Raw genomic sequence first — 17,163 nt, forward strand, 5'->3', positions numbered from 1 at the left:
GCCCCAGGGGCCTTCGGGGACGGTCAGCGCGGCCGTTCGGCCGCGGGCAGCACCTGGGCGGCGAGCCGCAGCGACGGACTGTGCCGGAAGGTGAGGGTGAACTCCACCCACTGGCCGGCCCGCAGCGGCGGCGGGTCGGCGATCATCAGGTCCGCGTCCTCCGGGGTCATCCGCAGTTCGCCGCGGCCCGGCACCGGCAGCGCCGAGGCCGGCTCCCAGCGGCCCGCCGCGCCCTGGTGCAGGTGCCGCTTCAGCGTGATCCGGCCGCCGAACTCCCATGAGGCACCGGTCAGTTCGTCGGGGACGTCGCCCGGGTTGCGGACCGTGAAGAAGGCCGCCGTGGCGGTGGCCGCACCCGCCGTCGGCAGCAGCACCCAGCCCGGTTCGGCCGTCACGGGGAGGGCGCGGCCGGCCCCGCCGACCGCCGTCCACCCGGTGAGCAGGACCAGGGCCAGGGCCGCCGCGCCGACCGGCGGGCCGGCCACCGCGAGACGCCCGGCGGTCCTCGCCGCCGTCCCTCCCTTCGCACGCTTCACACCCGTCACGCCCCTCACGCCCTTCCTGTCCTTCACGCCCCTCACCGCCGTCCTCCCCGGCGCTGTCCCCGCCCCGGCTCCCAGGTGCGCAGCCGCAGGCTGTTGCCCACCACGAGCAGCGAGCTGAGCGACATCGCGACCGCCGCCAGCATCGGGTTGAGCAACCCGACCGCCGCCAGCGGGATCAGCACCAGGTTGTAGCCGAAGGCCCAGAGCAGGTTGGCCCGGATGGTCGCCAGGGTCTGCCGCGCCAGCCGTACGGCGTCCACCACCGCCTCGATGTCGCCGCGCACCAGGGTCAGCCCGGCCGCGCCGATCGCGGCGTCACTGCCGGAGGCCAGCGCCACCCCGAGGTCCGCCGAGGCCAGGGCCACCGCGTCGTTGACACCGTCGCCGACCACCGCCACCGTCCGTCCGGCGGCGCGCAGTTCGGCCACCACCTCGGCCTTGCGCTCGGGGGAAGCCGAGGCGTGCACCCGCTCGATGCCCAGCTCGGCCGCCACCGCCCGCGCGGCGCCCGGGCCGTCCCCGGTCAGCAGGACGGTCTCCAGGCCCAGCCCGCGCAGCCGGTGGAGCGCCCGCCAGCTGCCCGATCGCAGGGTGTCGCCGACCACCAGGACGGCCGCCGGCCGCCCGTCCAGCTCGACCGCGACGGCCGTACGGCCCTCCTCCGCGGCCTGTGCGGCCGCCTCGGCCAGGGCCGGCGGCAGGACGGTGTCGTCCGGCCGCACCACCCGCACGGCCCGGCCCTCGACCGTCCCGGACACCCCGAGCCCGGTGGTGGCCGCGAAGCCGTCCACGGCCGGCGGCGGTCCGCAGCGCTCCCGGGCCGCCGCCGCGACGGCCCGGCCGATCGGGTGCTCGGAGCGGTGCTCGACCGCGCCGGCCAACCGCAGGGCCTCGTCCTGCGCGAGGCCGTCGGCGGTGGTGACGGCCGCCAGCTCCATCCGTCCGGTGGTCAGTGTCCCGGTCTTGTCCATCACCACCGTGTCCACCCGGCGCAGGCTCTCCAGCACCTCCGGGCCGCGCACCAGCACGCCCAGTTCCGCGCCCCGCCCGGTCGCCGCCAGCAGCGCCGTCGGCGTGGCCAGTCCGAGCGCGCACGGGCAGGCCACCACCAGCACCGCGACCGCCGCCGTCACCGCCGCCTGCGGGGCCGCGCCCGCGCCCAGCCAGAAGCCCAGCACGCTCGCCGCGATCGCCAGCACGCAGGGCACGAACACCCCGGCCACCGCGTCCGCCAGCCGCTGCGCCCGTGCCTTGCCGGCCTGGGCCTGCGCCACCAGCGCGGTGATCCGGGCCAGTTGGGTGTCCGCGCCGACGGCCGTGGCCCTGACCACCAGGGCGCCGCCCACGTTGACCGTCGCACCCGCCACCACGGCGCCCGGGCCGACCTCGACCGGCACGCTCTCCCCGGTCAGCAGGCTCAGGTCGAGCGCCGAACCCCCTTCGACCACCACCCCGTCGGTGGCCACCCGCTCGCCCGGCCGCACCACGAACTCCTGCCCGGGCAGCAGCAGTTCGATCGGCACCAGGCGCTCCTCGCCGTCCGCCCCGCGCAGGCACACCTGCTTGGCGCCCAGCTCGGCCAGCGCCCGCAGCGCGGACCCGCTGCGCCGGCGCACCCGGCCCTCCAGCAGTCGCCCGGCCAGCACGAACAGCGGTACGCCGACCGCCGCCTCCAGGTACACGTGCGCGGTGCCGCCGCCGTCGGCGGTCAGCGAGAACGGCATCCGCATGTCCGGATCGCCGGCCCCGCCGAGGAACAGCGCGTACGCCGACCAGCCGAAGGAGGCCACCACACCCAGGCTGACCAGGGTGTCCATGGTCGCCGCCGCGTGCCGCAGGCCCCGCAGGGCCCGGCGGTGGAAACCGGCCGACCCCCAGGTCACCACCGGGACGGCGAGCGCGAAGCAGACCCACTGCCAGGCGGTGAACTGCGCCGACGGCACCATCGACAGCACCAGCACCGGGACGGCCAGCAGGGCGGTGACCAGCAGCCGCCACCGCTCGTCCGGCTCCTCGGCCGCCATCCCGACCGGAGCCCCCGCGGGCAGCGGCTCGGCGGTGTAGCCCGCCCGTTCGACCGCCGCCACCAGCTCCGCGACCGGGATCCCGGCCGGGTGCAGCACCCGGGCCCGCCCGGTCGCCAGGTTCACCCCGGCCGTCACCCCGTCGATCCGGGCCAGCCGCTTCTCCACCCGGCCCACGCAGGCGGCGCAGGTCATCCCGCCGACCGCCAGATCGGTGGCGACCACGGGCTCGGCGACGGCGCTCACCGCATCCCGCCCATGTCGTGCCCGCCCATTCCGGGGGACGCCCCGCCCCCGCCGCTCGGCCGCAGCCCGGGCGCCACCGGCCCCACCTGCCGACCCACCCCGTAGGCCACCACGAACACCACCACCAGCAGCAGGAGGAACCCCACCAGCACACTCAACGGCCGGACACCCGGCGACTTCGCACTCACCTCCCAGCAGTCGGACACGACCGCGGAACGGTTCCCGTACGGTCCGAAATCGAGGTGCGAATAATCGGATGACGAGCCGCGGCCCGACCGGGTAGCGTCCGGGACGGCGCCTCCCGATGCGCCTGGCCCCGGTTACTTCCTTTCGAAAACCATCAAGTGACACCGGTGCCGATTCTGATCCCGGGAGGCGCCCGTCCCGGCACGCGCCGGTTTCGGCCCGCGCCCGTCCCCGCGTGCCCCGCCTCGCCCTTCCCCTCCCGCTCCGACCCGACCACCCACCAGGGGGACCTCTGCATGACCCGGTTCAACCGCCAACGGACCAAGGCCGCCACCAGGGCCGAGATCCAGCGAGAACTACCGGGACTCACCGCACGGGGGGTGTCCTCCCCGCTCTCCACCCACGGCCAGTGGCCGATCCCGGAGGTCCAGCACCTGCGCTCGGCGCCGCCGCCGGTCGTCCGGCGCACCGCGGCCACCCCGGAACGGACGGCCGCCCCGGGAACGGCGGTCACCAACCATCAGGGCGGCACCGGCTACCTCCGGGAGCCGAAGGAGGAACTGTTCCTCCTCGCCGTCTCCCACCTGTTCGGCCAGGAGAGCTTCTACGAGTCGGCCGTCGAACGCGACGAGCGGTACGTGCGGCTGATCCGCGAGCACGCCGTGAGCGACCCCGAGTGGACCCTCGGGCTGCTGCGCCGGCTGCGCACCGGGTTCCGCGTCCGGACCGCCGCCCTGGTCGGGGCCGTCGAGTTCGTCCACGCCCGGTCGGCGGCCGGCGCCGCCGGGTACTCCCGGCAGGCCGTCGACGCGGTGCTCCAACGCCCCGACGAGCCGGGCGAGTTGCTGACGCACTGGACCGGCCGGTACGGCCGTCGGCTGCCCCAGCCGCTGCGCCGCGGCATCGGCGACGCGGTCCGCCGGCTCTACACCGGCCGCGCGCTGCTGAAGTACGACACGCCCTCGCGCGGCTTCCGCTTCGGTGACGTCCTGGAGCTCATCCACCCCGCGCCCGACCCGGACAAGCCCTGGCAGGGCGCGCTGTTCCGGTACGCCCTGGACCGCCGACACCGCCCGGACCGCGCCCTGCCGCCCGCCGACCAGCGCCTGCTGAGCGCCCACCACGAACTGCTCGGTGTCCCGCCGGCCGACCGCAGGGCGCTGGTCACCGAGCCCGGCGGCGCGCAGCGCCTCGCCGAGGCCGGGATGACCTGGGAGGCCCTGGCCGGCTGGCTGCAGGGCCCGCTGGACGCCGCCGCCTGGGAGGCCGTCATCCCCTCGATGGGCCCGATGGCGCTGGTGCGCAACCTCCGCAACTTCGACCAGGCCGGGGTCGGCGACGAGCCGGCGGCGCGGGCGGCCGGCCGGATCGCCGACCCGGAGGAGGTCCGGCGCTCCCGGCAGTTCCCGTTCCGCTTCCTCGCCGCCCACCGCGCCACCCGCTCGTCCCGCTGGTCCGAGTCCCTGGAGACCGCCCTCGGGCACTCGCTGGCCGGGGTGCCCGTGCTGCCCGGCCGCACCCTGGTGCTGGTGGACCGCTCGTCCTCGATGTTCGACCTGCCGTCGGCCCGGACCCAGCTGAACCGGGCGGACACCGCCGCCGTCTTCGGCACCGCGCTGGCCCTGCGGGCCGAGCGGGCCGACCTGGTCCAGTTCGGCACCGGCAGCCGGGCGGTCGAACCGGAACCCTCGGTGCTGCGGACCCTGGGGCTCTTCCGCAACCTGGGCGGCACCGACATGGCCGGCGCGGTCCGCCGGCACTACCGGGAGCACGACCGGGTGGTCGTGGTCACCGACGAGCAGGCCCACCGGTCGAGCGCCGACCCGTTCGCGCCCGTCCCCGAGGACGTCCCGGTGTACACCTGGAACCTGGCCGGCTACGCCGTCGGCCACACCGCCCCCGGCCCGCGCCGCTACACCCTCGGCGGCCTCAGCGACGCGTCCTTCGAGCTGATCCCGCTGCTGGAGAGCGGCCAGGACGGCGGCCACCCCTGGGAGCAGTCAGCTCCGCACACTGCGCGGCCCGGTCGCCCCGGCGCCCAACACGCCGACCCGGGAGCGTAGTTCACGGTCGGCGGTGACCACCAGGCAGGTCCGCTCCGGGTCCTCGGTGCGGGCCGCGCGGACCAGCTCCACGATCCGGTCGTCCCCGCTGCCGCTCGCCGCGACCACCCGCACCCCGGCCACCCCGTCGACGCCCCGGGCCGCGCCCTCCACCACCAGGACCACCTCCAGCGGGCCGGGCAGCTCCGGCACGCCCCGGGCGGCCACCGCGACCAGCCCGTCCCGCAGCCGCTCGGCGGCGCCCCGCCGGTCCCGCCACCAGCCGTCCGGCACGGAGCCGACCACGTTCGCGCCGTCGACGACCAGCAGGGGAAGCGGCCCGGCCGCGTTCTCGTCCATGGCCGCCAGCCTGCCACGTCGCCCGGCCCGGCTCGGGTCGCCCGGCGTGCCGAGCGGCCCGCACCCGTAGCTCAGTCCGCGAGCGTGATCCGGATGCCGACGGTGCCGCGCTCGCCGCGCCGCAGCCGGCTGCCGAGCAGGGTGAGCACGCCGAGCAGGCCGTACTTCTGGCGCAGCAGCGTGCGGTAGGCGGCGGTGCGCTCGGGGCCGAGGATCTCGGCGGTGGCGGGGTACTGCTCGCCGGTCGGGTTGCCCTTGACGTCGCAGGGGCCGACCAGCACGTCCGCGCGGTTGCGGATCCGCTTGACCTTCCAGGAGTCCGCGACGGTCCAGACGCCGAGCGCCTCCCCGTCACGCACCACCCACACCGGGGTCGGCACGGTGGTGCCGTCCTTCTTGTACGTGGTGACGAGCAGGTAGCTCCCGGAGGAGAGCCGGACGATCCGGGAGAGCCGGTCCGCGGCGGAGGGGTCGGGCGTGGTCATGGCCGGAAGTCTAGAGGGCGGTCCACCGGAACCCGGCCGGCGCGCTCCCCCGGAAGAGCGTGGGGCGTGCGCCGAGGCCGCCGGGGAAGGGCCGGTCCGGCACCGGGACGGGCAGCGGGCCGGCGGCCTTCCTCGCCGGTCAGTCGGATCCGGCGCGGTGGGTTCGGGCGCGGGGGCGGGCGGTGCGGGCGGTGCGGACCAGCGTGCGGGCGTGGCGGACCACGCGGCGCCGGCCGCGGCCAACGACGCCGGTGGCGCCCCCGACGGCGGTCGCGCCGCCCCCGCCGTACGCGGGGACGGGAACGGCCCGGGCGGGCGCGGCTCGGCGGCGGGCGGCGGTGCGGGCGGTGGCCCAGGCGGCGAGCGCGGTGCCGAGGGCCGTGGCGGTCCAGACGGCGGCGGCGAAGCCGGAGTCGGAGCCGCCGGCCACCGGCGGGCGGGCCCAGGGCGGGAGCTGGTCGGCGGCCTCGGCCGCGGCCCCGGCGGACGGGGAGGGCGAGGGGCCGGCGGGCTCGTCGACCAGTTTGCCGACCGGCCGGACCTTTCCGGCGGCCGCGAAGCCCCAGTCGAGCAGGCTGGCGGCCTCGTCGTACACCGTGCCCTGCGCCTCGGGGTGCATCACCGTCACCAGCAGGGTGCGGCCGTCGCGTTCGGCGGCGCCGGTGAAGGTGGCGCCCGCGTTGGTGGTGTAGCCGTTCTTGACGCCGATCAGGCCGGGGTACTTGCCGAGCAGCCGGTCGGTGTTGGCGATGTCGAAGCTGGTGCGCCGGCCGGTGAGCTTGTCCAGCCCGCCGGGGAAGCTCGCGGTGCGGGTGGAGCAGTAGGAGCGGAAGTCGGTGTTGCGCAGCCCGGCCCGGGCGAAGAGCGTGAGGTCGTAGGCGGAGGAGACCTGGCCGTCCATGTCGTAGCCGTCGGGGGAGACCACATGGGTGTCCCGGGCCTGGAGCGCCCGGGCGCGCTCCTGCATCTCGGTGACGGTCCGCTGGATGCCGCCGTTCATGTGGGAGAGGACGTGGACGGCGTCGTTGCCGGAACTGAGGAAGACGCCCCGCCACAGGTCCTCGACCCGGTAGGCCAGGTTCTCCTTGACGCCGACCAGGCTGCTGCCGGCGCCGAGGCTGGCGAGTTCGGCCGTGGTGACCTTGTGTTCCAGGCCCCGGTCGAACTTGGGCAGCACGGTGTCCGCGAACAGCATCTTGAGGGTGCTGGCCGGGGGCAACGGCAGGTGGGCGTCACGGGCGGCGAGCACCTCGCCGGTGGCCGCGTCGGCGACCAGCCAGGAGCGGCCGGTCAGTTCGGACGGCAGGGCCGGCGCCCCGGCCAGCGGTTCGACCTGGACGGCCGGGCGGCCGAGCCGCTCCCCGCCGACGGCGGGGACGGAGTCCTGGGCGAGGGCCGCCGGGGCGACGACGAAGAGCACCAGGGCGGCACAGGCGGCGGTGCCGGCCACGGCCCTGGTGACATGCGGGGACTTCTGTTGCACACGCTTGGGCTGCACACGGCGAACGTACCCGGGCCGCCACCGGGCCGCCGGGCCTGCTGCTCCGTCCGGAGTTCTGCGGACGCGTGCGGAGCCCGAGGGGCCACCCGGAGCCGTGCGGACCCGTGCGGAAGGGACGACTTTGGTGGCGCGGGTCCGCACCGAAAGTCGGACGTCCGGCGACCGGCCGCCTTCCTAGGCTCGGGGGCATGAAGACCCTGCTCGGCTACCTCGGTTCGGTGTTGATCGTCGGCGGCGCCTCGGGCCTGTTGTCCACCTGGATCGAGGGCTTCCGGCTGTTCGGCTTCGTCCGGGTCCTGGTGCCGGCGGGCCACGAGATCGCCGGGTACGCCACCCTGGTGGTGCTCGGTGTCCTGCTGGCGCTCCCCGCCGCCCGGCACGGCTAGGGCCCGGTGGCGGTCGCGGGCGGTGACGATGACGTGGTGGCCGCACCGCCCGCAGCGGCCCGGTTCTCGGCTCCCGGGACCGCGTCACCGTGGATCCGTCGGGAGGCCCTCCGCCGCGATGCCGTCGAGCAGCACGGCGAGCCCGCTGCGGAAGGCCTCCAGGTGGCCGTCCTCCGGGGCGCCGCCTTCGCTCTGCAGGGCGACGAGCAGGGGGAAGCGTTCCGCGAAGTCCGGGGCGAGTTCGACCAGTCGGGCGGAGCGGCCGGCCCACCAGTCCTCGTCGGTGACGCCGGTCGCGGCGGCCGCGCCGCGCGCGTCGGCGGTGGTGGCGGCCAGGCCGCGGACGAACTGCCAGAGTGCGGCGACCGCCCCGCGCAGCCGCCGGGGAGCCAGTGCGGCCGGTCGCAGCGCGCGCAACAGCGCCTCCATCGCGGCGAGTTCGGCGGGGCCGAGCACCGGGCGGGCCTGCGAGACCTGGAGCACCCAGGGGTGGCGCAGGTAGCAGGCGTACAGGTTCTCGGCCCAGGCGGTGACGGCCCCCCTCCAGTCCTCGGCCGCAACGGGGTCGTCCGGGAGTCCGTCCGGGAGTTCGTCCGGGAGTCCGGACGGGTATTCGGCGGGGCGCTCACCGGGGAGTTCGGAGGGGTATTCGGCGGGGAGTTCGGTCGGGCGTTCGACCGGGAGCTCGGCGAGCACCCGGTCGTGCATCAGGTCGAGCAGTTCGGCCTTGCCGGGCACATAGGTGTAGAGCGCCATCGCGGTGCGGCCGAGCCGTTCGCCCACGGCGCGCATCGACAGTGCGGCCATGCCCTCGGCGTCGGCCACCGCGATTCCGGCCGACACGATCGCGTCCACGCTCAGGCCCGGCTTGGGGCCACTGCGCCCGGTGCGCGGTTCCGCGGGCGCACCCCAGAGCAGGGCGAGCGAGCGATGGGCGTCGCCCTGTCCGGCGTAGACGGTCATCCGACATCTCCTTATGGCGTAAAGTATCGCCCCTGCGGTAACTCTTTATGCCGTAAGGTTACCAATCGAAGGGGTTTCGCGATGACATTGCCCGTCACCTTCGTCGAGGTCGTCGAGGTCCGCCGGATCACGCCGCGCACCGCCCGGATCACCTTCGCCGCCGAGGAACTGCCCGACGCCGTCGGTACCGCCCCCGACCAGCAGCTCAAGCTCTGCTTCCCCCGCCCCGGCCAGCGCGAGCCGGTGCTGCCCGCCCGGCAGGACGACCCGATGGGCTGGTACCGGGCCTACCTGGCGATCCCCGAGGAGCGGCGCCCGCTGCTGCGCGGTTTCACCCTGCGCGGTCGGCGCCCCGGGACCCGGCTGGTCGAGATCGACTTCGTGCTGCACGGCGACACCGGTCCGGCCGCCGCCTGGGCGCTGCGGGCCGCGCCGGGGGACCGGCTCGGGATGGTCGGCCCCTCCGCGCTGTACGCCCCGCCGGTCCCGTTCGCCGAGGCCGCGGCGGCAGCCGACTGGGTGCTGCTGGCCGGTGACGAGACCGCGCTGCCGGCGCTCGCGACGCTGGTCGGGGCGCTGCCCGCCGGGGTGCGGGCGGTGGCGTACGTCGAGGTCGCGGACGAGGCCGAGCGGCAGCCGCTGGAGGGGCCGGAGGGCCTCGACGTGCACTGGCTGCACCGGGACGGCGCCGCCCCGGGCGCCGTGCTGACCGGGGCCGTGCGGTCCGCCGAGCTGCCGCCGGGCCGGCCGTTCGCCTGGCTGGCCGGCGAGGCGGGGGCGGTCCGGGCGCTGCGCCGCCACCTGGTCGAGGAGCGCGGGGTGCCGAAGGCGTCCGTCGACTTCACCGGCTACTGGCGTCACCGGCTGACCCAGGACGACGCGCCGACCGCCGAGGACCTGGCGGACGCTCAGGAGCGGCTGGCCGGGTCCTGACCGGGACGGGTCGGACGGGCGGGCGGCGGCCTCGACAGGAGCCGGACGCGCCGGTTCGCCGGGTGCGCCGTTTCGTCGGGCGGTGGCGCGGGAAGGGAGCCGCCACCGCCCTTCCCGCGGTGGAGTCGCCCCGGGTCCGGTAAGGGCCGATCGGCTGAAAGATGATGATTCGGCCCGATTTCCTCCGTGAATTTTACTGATTGATGGTCAACTTTACTTTCTGATGGGGATTTACCCCCTTGTCGTGATCCTCTCAGGTGCGTTGGAATGCGTCAGCTATCCATCTGACGAGAGGATTTATATGATCGGCTGGCGGAAAACCCAGCTGGCGGCGGCCGTCACGGTCACCGCCGCGTCGATGGTCCTGAGCCTCGGGACCATGGCGAGCGCGGCCCCGGCCCCCGACCCGCAGAACGCCCGGGCGGCGTCCGCGGACGGGGCCCCGGTGCCGGTGATCGTGATTCTGAAGGACCAGATCGCGGACGCCCCGGCCGACCACGGCCACCTGGGCGCCCGGCAGCAGAAGACCGCCGACGCGCAGGCGCCGCTGCTGAAGAAGGTCAAGGCGGCCGGCGGCACCGACATCAAGAGCTTCGTGGTCGGCAACGCCTTCTCGGCCACGGTCGGCCCCGCCCTGCGCGCCCAGCTCCAGGCGGACCCGGCCGTCTCCACCGTGGTGGCCGACGCCCAGGTCCAGGTCGCCCCGGCGGCCGCCGGAAAGGCGAAGGCGGCCAAGGACGCTGCCGCCGCCGGCGCCAAGGCGCCCAAGCCCGATGCCGCTCCGCAGGCCGTTTCGGGCAGTAACGGCCAGGGGGCGGAGGAGAACGCGACCAACACGGTCTGCCCCTCCGACCCGAGCAAGCCGCTGCTGGAGCCCGAGGGCCTCTACTCGACCCGGGCCGTCACCGGCAACGGCAAGCCCGGCGTGGAGGACCTGGCCACCGGCAAGGGCGTCAAGGTCGCCTACATCGCGGACGGCCTCGACCCCAACAACCCGGACTTCATCCGGGCCGACGGCTCGCACGCCGTGGTCGACTACCAGGACTTCGCGGGCGACGGCTGGGACGCGCCGACCGGTGCGGCCGAAGCCTTCGGCGACGCCTCGGCGGTCATCGCCCAGGGCCGCCAGGTCTACGACGTCTCCACGTTCGTGAACTCCTCGCACCCGCTCCCGGCCGGCTGCAACATCCGCATCCGCGGCCTCGCCCCGGACGCCGACCTGGTCGCGCTGAAGGCCGGCGGCGAGATGATGTCCAACTCCTCGATCCTGCAGTCGATCGACTACGCGGTGCGGGTCGCCCACGTCGACGTGCTGAACGAGTCCTTCGGCGGCAACGTCACCCCGGACAGCGGCGCGCACGACACCATCTCGCTCTTCAACGAGCAGGCCGTCAAGGCGGGTGTCACCGTCGCCGTCTCCAGCGGTGACGCCGGCATCAGCGGCACGGTCGGCACCCCGGCCACCGACCCGTACGTGATCGCGGTCGGCGCCTCCACCGACAACCAGAACTACCAGCAGACCGGTTACGCGGCCTCCCGGTTCTCCAACAGGACCTGGAGCAACAGCCGGATCTCCGCGCTCTCCTCGGGCGGCTTCACCCAGGCCGGCCGGACCGTCGACCTGGTCGCCCCGGGCGAGTCGGACTGGGCGCTGTGCACGCCCGACACCAGCAAGTACACCGACTGCACGGGCTACAACGGCCAGCCCTCGCCGATCCAGCCGTTCGGCGGCACCAGCCAGTCGGCCCCGTTCGTCACCGGCGCCGCGGCCCTGGTCATCCAGGCCTACCGCGACACCCACGGCGGCGACTCGCCCGCCCCGGCGCTGGTGAAGAAGTTCCTCACCGGCACCGCCACCGACCTCGGCGTGCCGGCCGAGGAGCAGGGCGCCGGCCTGCTGAACGTCCGCGCCGCCGTCGAGGCCGCCCGCGGCTACGACGACGGGGACGGCACCGACGGCGCGAAGACCGTCGTGGTCAACACCGGCCAGGTCGACATCGCCGGCGCCCCCGGCTCGACCCACACCGCCGACGTGTCCGTCACCAACACCAGTGACACCACCCAGACGGTGAGCGCCGCGACCCGCAGCTTCGCCCCGCAGTCGGGCAACCAGCAGACCGTCCAGCTGGACCCGTCCTCGAAGGACACCTTCAAGTACGCGACCAACGGCGCGGACTGGGTGCAGAAGCAGGTCAAGTTCACCGTCCCGGCCGGCGCCGACCGCCTCGCGGCCTCGATCGCCTGGCAGGGCGCGCCCACCCCGGTCACCAACGGACCGGTGGTCCGCATGACGCTGCTCGACCCCTCGGGCCGCTTCGAGACCAACACCCGTCCGCAGGGCGGCGCCACCCCGGCGAACTTCGGCCTGGTGGACGTTCCGCACCCGGTGGCCGGCGAGTGGACCGCGATCCTCTACACCCCGGCCGGCAAGGCCGGCTACAGCGGCGCCGTCCAGTTGGGCACCGCCACCCAGCGCGCGGTGCCGGCCGGCACCGTGAGCCCGAACACCACCGACCTGAAGCCGGGCCAGACCAAGACCCTCAAGGTCCAGCTCACCACCCCGGCCACCAGCGGTGACTCCAGTGAGGCCGTTCTGGTCTCCAGCTCCAACGGCAACACCACCAGCGTCCCGGTCGTGCTGCGCAGCCTCGTCCCGGTCAACCAGGGCAAGGGCACCTTCACCGGCACCGTCACCGGTGGCAACGGCCGCAGCGCCTCGCCGACCCAGAGCTTCGCGTACGCCTTCGACGTCCCGAAGGGCCAGAAGGACCTGCGGGTCGGCGTGACCGTCGGCAAGGACCCGAAGCTGCTCATGCAGGGCGCGCTGATCAGCCCGAACGGCACCCCGGTCGACATCGAGGGCAACGGGCAGTTCGACGCCCAGGGCAACCTGGCCGGCACCGGCAACGGCGTCTCGGCCACGGCCGTCAACCCGGCCGCCGGCCGCTGGCGGTTCGTCCTGAACGTGCTCGGCCCGGTCAGCGGCCAGGAGCTCGCCCAGGACTTCACCGGCACCGTCGCGTTCAACCAGAACCAGGCCACCGCGGCCGGTCTGCCGAACGACGCCCGCACCAGGCTGGCGGCCGGCAAGCCGGTCACCGTCCAGGTGAACTACACCAACAACACCGTCGCGACCCAGCGGATCGCGGCCGACGGCCGGCTGGACCGCCGGGTCGACCTGGCGCTGGTGCCGCAGGGCGCCTCGGCGACCGTCAGCCTGCCGCTGAGCCTCAGCTCCGCGGTGCCGTCCTTCCTGGTGCCCCCGGGCACCGACCGGCTCAAGGCCGTGGCGGCGTCCTCGACGCCGGCGCAGATCGAGCTGAGCGCCACCACCGGCTCGCCGGACCTGTTCGGCGACCTGAAGAAGGCCCAGGACGGCTCGACCGTCTCGGTGGTCACCGACAACGGCACCGCCGAGCAGCCGGTCGTCCCCGGCACCTGGGGCACCTTCGTCCAGCAGATCGGCCCGTTCGGCAGCGGCTCCGCGCCCGCCGGCACCTCCACCATCACGGCCACCGCGCACACCCAGGCCTTCGACCCGGCGCTGACCTCCAGCACCGGTGACCCGTACGCCGCCTCGGTGAACGCCTCGGCCGCGGCCGCCACCCCGGTGACCGTCGCCCCCGGCGCCACCGGCTCGCTCCAGGTGACGCTGACCCCGACCGGCCCGAAGGGCAGCACCGTCAAGGGCGTGCTGTACCTGGTGTCCGGCCCGACCGGCGTGGCCACCGCCAACAACGTCCTGAACACCACCGGTTCGGTGCTCGCGGCGATCCCGTACAGCTACACCGTGAACTGACGTCGGATCAGTTCCGTTCAGGCCGAGGCCGTCCCGGGATTCCGGGGCGGCCTCGGCCGCTTCCGCCGCCCGGAGCCGGCGGGGGTCCGGGGGCGATCGGCTGGGCAGGGTCGGAAGTGACGGCATGTCTTCACCGGATGGGGAGTGGCGAGTTGAACGACGCGATCAAGCACGGCGAGATCGAGGTGAACGGCGTCCGGCTGCACTACGCGGAGCAGGGCGAAGGCCCGCTGGTCCTGCTGCTGCACGGCTTTCCGGAGAGCTGGTACTCCTGGCGCCACCAGTTCGCGCCGCTCGCCGAGGCCGGCTACCGGGTCGTCGCGCCGGACCAGCGCGGATTCGCTCGCAGCGACCGGCCCGAGCGGGTGGACCAGTACACCCTGCTGCACCTGGTCGGCGACGTGACGGCGCTGATCGGCGCGCTCGGCGAGGAACGGGCGGTCGTGGTCGGGCACGACTGGGGCGCGCCGGTGGCCTGGGCCACCGCGGCGCTGCGGCCGGACCTGGTGCGCGCCGTGGCCGGGCTGAGCGTGCCGCCGCTGCCGGTGGGCGGGCCGCCGCCGCTGGAGGCCGCCCGGGCCGCCTTCGGCGAGGGCTACTACCAGGTCTACTTCCAGGAGCCCGGCCGGGCCGACGCCGAACTGGCCGCGGACGTCCGGACCAGCCTGCGCCGCATCCTGTCCGCGAAGTCGCCGGACGGCACGCCGCGTGTGTGGATCGTCCCCGAGGGCCAGGGGCTGCTGGACAGCCTCCCGGAGCCGGAACGCCTGCCGGACTGGCTCACCGAGGCGGACCTCGACGCCTTCGAGGCCGACTACGCCCCGCACGGTGAGAAGGCCTTCACCGGCGGGCTCAACTGGTACCGCAACCTCGACCGCAACGCCGAACTGCTGGCCGCCTTCACCGGGGTGACGGTCGACGTGCCCGCGCTGTTCGTGGTGGGGGAGCAGGACCTCGTCAACGCGATGGTCCCGCGCCCGGTGCTGGACCACCTGCTGAGCCGGGTGCCCGGGCTGCACGGGCACGTCCGGCTGCCGGAGACCGGGCACTGGACGCAGCAGGAGCGCCCGGCCGAGGTCAACGCGGCGCTGCTGGACTTCCTGGCGCACCTCGACAAGTAGACCCCGGGGCGCCGGTCGCGGCCGGCCGAGGACGGGGGCCGCGGCCGGCGCCCCGCACCGTCGGACCGGCGTCAGACCGGCAGCAGGCGGGCGATCAGCTCGCCGAGGCGGCGCGCGTTGCGGCAGGAGTGCATCTCCACCACACCCGCGTACACGAGGGCGGCGGAGTCGCCGGTCGGCCAGAGCGAGGGCTGCTCGGGGTTGAGCCAGAACACCCGGCGGGCCCGGCCGGCGATCCGGCGCAGCGCGTCCGGGTTGGGGTCGCGCTGGTTGTTCCTGGCGTCGCCGAGGACCAGCACGCAGGTGCGCGGGCCGACGGCGTCCAGGTGCCGCTCGGCGAACTCGCCGAGCGCGGCGCCGTAGTCGCTGTTGCCGTGGTAGCCCGTCACCTTGGCCTCGGCGAGGATCCGCGCGGCCAGGCGGGCCGGGTCGTCGTCGCCGCGCAGCAGGCCGGTCACCTCGGCGGTGCGGTTGACGAACGCGAACACCCGGACCTTGCTGAACTGTTCGCTCATCGCCCGCACCAGCAGCATGGTGAAGTCGGCGAAGCCCGCCACCGAGCCGGAGACGTCGCAGAGCAGCACCAGCTCCGGGCGGGCGGGGCGGCGCAGCCGGTACGCGGGGCGCAGCGGCACCCCGCCGGTGCTCAGCGAGCGGCGCAGGGTGCGGCGCAGGTCGATCTCGCCGCGGGCGGCGCGGCGGCGCCGGGCGGCCAGCCGGGTGGCCAGCTTGCGGGCCAGGGGGTGGACGGTGCGGCGCAGTTCGGCGACCTGGCCGCGCCCCGCGTAGAGGAAGTCGACCAGGTCGGCGGTGGGGGCGACGGCGCGTTCGGCGATCCGCTCGGGGCCGCGCAGCTCGGCGACCCGGCGGCGGGCCTCGCCGGCGGCCAGGGCGCGGAAGTCCTGGATGCGGCGGCGGATCTCGTCGGCGAGCACCAGGTCGGAGAGGTCCGGGGCGCTCCGCCGCTCGCGCAGGGCGGCCAGGACGCGGGCGAGCAGCGTCTCGGGGGCGAGCCGGCCCAGCGCCTGCTGGGCGGACCAGCCGTCCGAGCCCGGCGTGCCGCCGGCGCCGTACCGGCCGAAGGCCTCCACCACCTCGCCGGCCAGCCGGGCCTGGGCGGCGCGGTCGTCGTCGGCCAGCGCGGCGGCCAGGCGTTCGCGCAGCTGCTCGCGGAGCGGGTCGGGGCGGCCGAAGCGCGGCGGCTCGGGGTCGTCGGGGACCGGCGGCGGGTCGGCCCGGACGGCCTCCGGGGTGCCGACGCCGAGGGGGAAGAACAGGTCGAAGGTGGCGTCGAAGACGCTCCGCTGGCCCTCCGAGCGCAGCAGGGCCGCGGCCACACCGGCCCGCATCTGCTCGCGGTCGGCGAAACCGAGGACCTCCAGCACGGCGGCGGCGTCCACCGTCTCGGCCGGGCCGATCCGCAGGCCGTGCCCGCGCAGGGCGCGGACCAGGCCGGTGAGGCGGGCGGCGGTGTCGGCCCGCGGGGGCGTCGTCATGCGAGGGTGAGCTTCTGGGCGGCCTTGCGGACGTCGTCCTGGTGCTTGAGGATCACCCCGAGGGTCTCCCGGACGACCGCCTCGTCGAGGGTGTCGGCGCCGAGGGCGAGCAGGGTGCGGGCCCAGTCGATGGTCTCGGCGACGGACGGGGCCTTGCGCAGCTCCATCGCGCGCAGCGCGCCGACGACCCGGACCAGCGAATCGGCCAGCGTCCCGTCCAGGCCGGGCACCTTGAGGCGGACGATCCGGCGCTCCAACTCGGCCTCGGGGTAGTCGAGGTGGAGGAAGAGGCAGCGGCGGCGCAGGGCCTCGGAGAGCTCGCGGGTGGCGTTCGAGGTGAGCAGGACGAAGGGGCGGCGGGTGGCGGTGATGGTGCCGAGCTCGGGGACGGTGACCTGGAAGTCGCTGAGCACCTCCAGCAGCAGCGCCTCCACCTCGACGTCGGCCTTGTCCATCTCGTCGATCAGCAGCACCGTCGGCTCCTCGCCGCGGATCGCGGTGAGCAGCGGGCGGGTGAGCAGGAACTCCTCGCCGAAGATGTCGGTGCGGGCCTCCTGCCAGCCCTCGTCGCGGCCGGCGGTGATCCGCAGCAGCTGCTTGGCGTGGTTCCACTCGTAGAGCGCGCGGGCCTCGTCGATGCCCTCGTAGCACTGGAGTCGGACCAGCCGGGCGTGGCCGATCGCGGCCACCGCCTTGGCGAGTTCGGTCTTGCCGACCCCGGCCGGGCCCTCCACCAGCAGCGGCTTGCCGAGCCGGTCGGCGAGGAAGACGGTGGTGGCCACGGCCGTGGAGGCCAGGTAGCCGGTGGCGGCCAGCTGTTCGGCGGCGTCCGCCACCGAGGTGAAGAAACCCGTGCCGTTGTCGCTCATCCGCTCGCCCCGTCCTGGTTCGCCGTCTCCGTGCGGCGCCACCCTACCGGCCGGTCACTTCGCTGTCCCGGGGGTGGGCGACCGGGTCCGGGGGCGTGCCGCGGGGCCGGTGGGCGCGGGGGGGGGGCCGCGGGGGGGGGCGGGGGGGGGCGCCCCCCGCGGGGGGGGGGGGGGGGGGCCCCGGGGGCGGGGTAGTCCAAGGGCGCG

The 17,163-nt window shown here is 75.3% G+C and carries 14 protein-coding genes; 5 read left to right on the forward strand and 9 right to left on the reverse strand.

From position 1 onward, the window contains the following. Nucleotides 1-23: 23 nt before the first annotated feature. The 3 genes from ACWGKU_RS35600 to ACWGKU_RS35610 are packed head-to-tail and all read right to left on the reverse strand — an operon-like array spanning nt 24 to nt 2,961. A complete protein-coding gene (locus ACWGKU_RS35600) occupies nt 24-536 on the reverse strand; it encodes a copper chaperone PCu(A)C (protein ID WP_452180983.1) in 513 nt (170 codons plus the stop codon). A gap of 41 nt (nt 537-577) precedes the next feature. After that, on the reverse strand, nt 578-2,815 hold the full coding sequence (locus tag ACWGKU_RS35605; RefSeq protein WP_401055276.1) for a heavy metal translocating P-type ATPase: 2,238 nt from the start codon (nt 2,813-2,815) through the stop codon (nt 578-580). Further along, entirely contained in the window at nt 2,812-2,961 is a 150-nt protein-coding gene (locus ACWGKU_RS35610; RefSeq protein WP_452180982.1) for a hypothetical protein, read from the reverse strand. Before ACWGKU_RS35610 ends, ACWGKU_RS35605 begins: the two co-directional genes overlap by 4 nt. 336 nt (nt 2,962-3,297) lie before the next feature. Between ACWGKU_RS35610 and ACWGKU_RS35615 the strand changes: the two genes are divergently transcribed. Beyond that, entirely contained in the window at nt 3,298-5,064 is a 1,767-nt protein-coding gene (locus ACWGKU_RS35615) for a TROVE domain-containing protein (RefSeq protein WP_452180981.1), read from the forward strand. Here ACWGKU_RS35615 and ACWGKU_RS35620 read toward each other — a convergent pair. The 3 genes from ACWGKU_RS35620 to ACWGKU_RS35630 all read right to left on the reverse strand — a co-directional run bounded on the left by ACWGKU_RS35620 (nt 5,002) and on the right by ACWGKU_RS35630 (nt 7,386). Next, complete coding sequence (locus ACWGKU_RS35620) at nt 5,002-5,403, reverse strand: NTP pyrophosphohydrolase (protein WP_401045574.1); 402 nt, start codon at nt 5,401-5,403, stop codon at nt 5,002-5,004. The two genes, ACWGKU_RS35615 and ACWGKU_RS35620, sit on opposite strands and share 63 nt — an antisense overlap. Nucleotides 5,404-5,474: 71 nt before the next feature. After that, nucleotides 5,475-5,888, reverse strand: coding sequence for a PPOX class F420-dependent oxidoreductase (locus ACWGKU_RS35625; RefSeq protein ID WP_401045576.1), 414 nt, complete (start codon nt 5,886-5,888; stop codon nt 5,475-5,477). A gap of 139 nt (nt 5,889-6,027) precedes the next feature. Continuing rightward, entirely contained in the window at nt 6,028-7,386 is a 1,359-nt protein-coding gene (locus ACWGKU_RS35630; RefSeq protein WP_452191710.1) for a D-alanyl-D-alanine carboxypeptidase family protein, read from the reverse strand. Nucleotides 7,387-7,577: 191 nt separating this feature from the next. Here ACWGKU_RS35630 and ACWGKU_RS35635 point away from each other — a divergent pair, with 191 nt between their 5' ends. Continuing rightward, the gene (locus ACWGKU_RS35635; protein WP_359900946.1) at nt 7,578-7,775 is read left to right on the forward strand and encodes a hypothetical protein; all 198 of its coding nucleotides are present in this window, start codon (nt 7,578-7,580) and stop codon (nt 7,773-7,775) included. 84 nt (nt 7,776-7,859) lie between these two features. Here ACWGKU_RS35635 and ACWGKU_RS35640 read toward each other — a convergent pair whose 3' ends face one another. After that, the gene (locus tag ACWGKU_RS35640; RefSeq protein WP_452179938.1) at nt 7,860-8,738 is read right to left on the reverse strand and encodes a TetR/AcrR family transcriptional regulator; all 879 of its coding nucleotides are present in this window, start codon (nt 8,736-8,738) and stop codon (nt 7,860-7,862) included. An 81-nt stretch (nt 8,739-8,819) separates the two neighbouring features. Between ACWGKU_RS35640 and ACWGKU_RS35645 the strand changes: the two genes are divergently transcribed. The 3 genes from ACWGKU_RS35645 to ACWGKU_RS35655 all read left to right on the forward strand — a co-directional run bounded on the left by ACWGKU_RS35645 (nt 8,820) and on the right by ACWGKU_RS35655 (nt 14,591). Next, the gene (locus ACWGKU_RS35645; RefSeq protein ID WP_452179937.1) at nt 8,820-9,671 is read left to right on the forward strand and encodes a siderophore-interacting protein; all 852 of its coding nucleotides are present in this window, start codon (nt 8,820-8,822) and stop codon (nt 9,669-9,671) included. A gap of 301 nt (nt 9,672-9,972) precedes the next feature. Continuing rightward, entirely contained in the window at nt 9,973-13,470 is a 3,498-nt protein-coding gene (locus ACWGKU_RS35650) for a S8 family serine peptidase (protein WP_452179936.1), read from the forward strand. A 152-nt stretch (nt 13,471-13,622) separates the two neighbouring features. Beyond that, nucleotides 13,623-14,591, forward strand: a complete 969-nt coding sequence (locus ACWGKU_RS35655; protein ID WP_401045590.1) for an alpha/beta fold hydrolase — start codon at nt 13,623-13,625, stop codon at nt 14,589-14,591. A gap of 71 nt (nt 14,592-14,662) precedes the next feature. On the opposite strand, the gene ACWGKU_RS35660 is transcribed toward ACWGKU_RS35655, so the two are convergent. Together ACWGKU_RS35660 and ACWGKU_RS35665 are read right to left on the reverse strand one after the other, a co-directional pair. After that, nucleotides 14,663-16,087: a vWA domain-containing protein gene (locus tag ACWGKU_RS35660; protein ID WP_401045593.1), complete on the reverse strand. Its 1,425-nt coding sequence runs from the start codon at nt 16,085-16,087 to the stop codon at nt 14,663-14,665. Further along, nucleotides 16,084-16,956: an AAA family ATPase gene (locus tag ACWGKU_RS35665; protein ID WP_401045595.1), complete on the reverse strand. Its 873-nt coding sequence runs from the start codon at nt 16,954-16,956 to the stop codon at nt 16,084-16,086. Before ACWGKU_RS35665 ends, ACWGKU_RS35660 begins: the two co-directional genes overlap by 4 nt. Nucleotides 16,957-17,163: the final 207 nt, after the last annotated feature.

It is taken from the genome of Kitasatospora sp. NPDC054768, assembly GCF_053612025.1.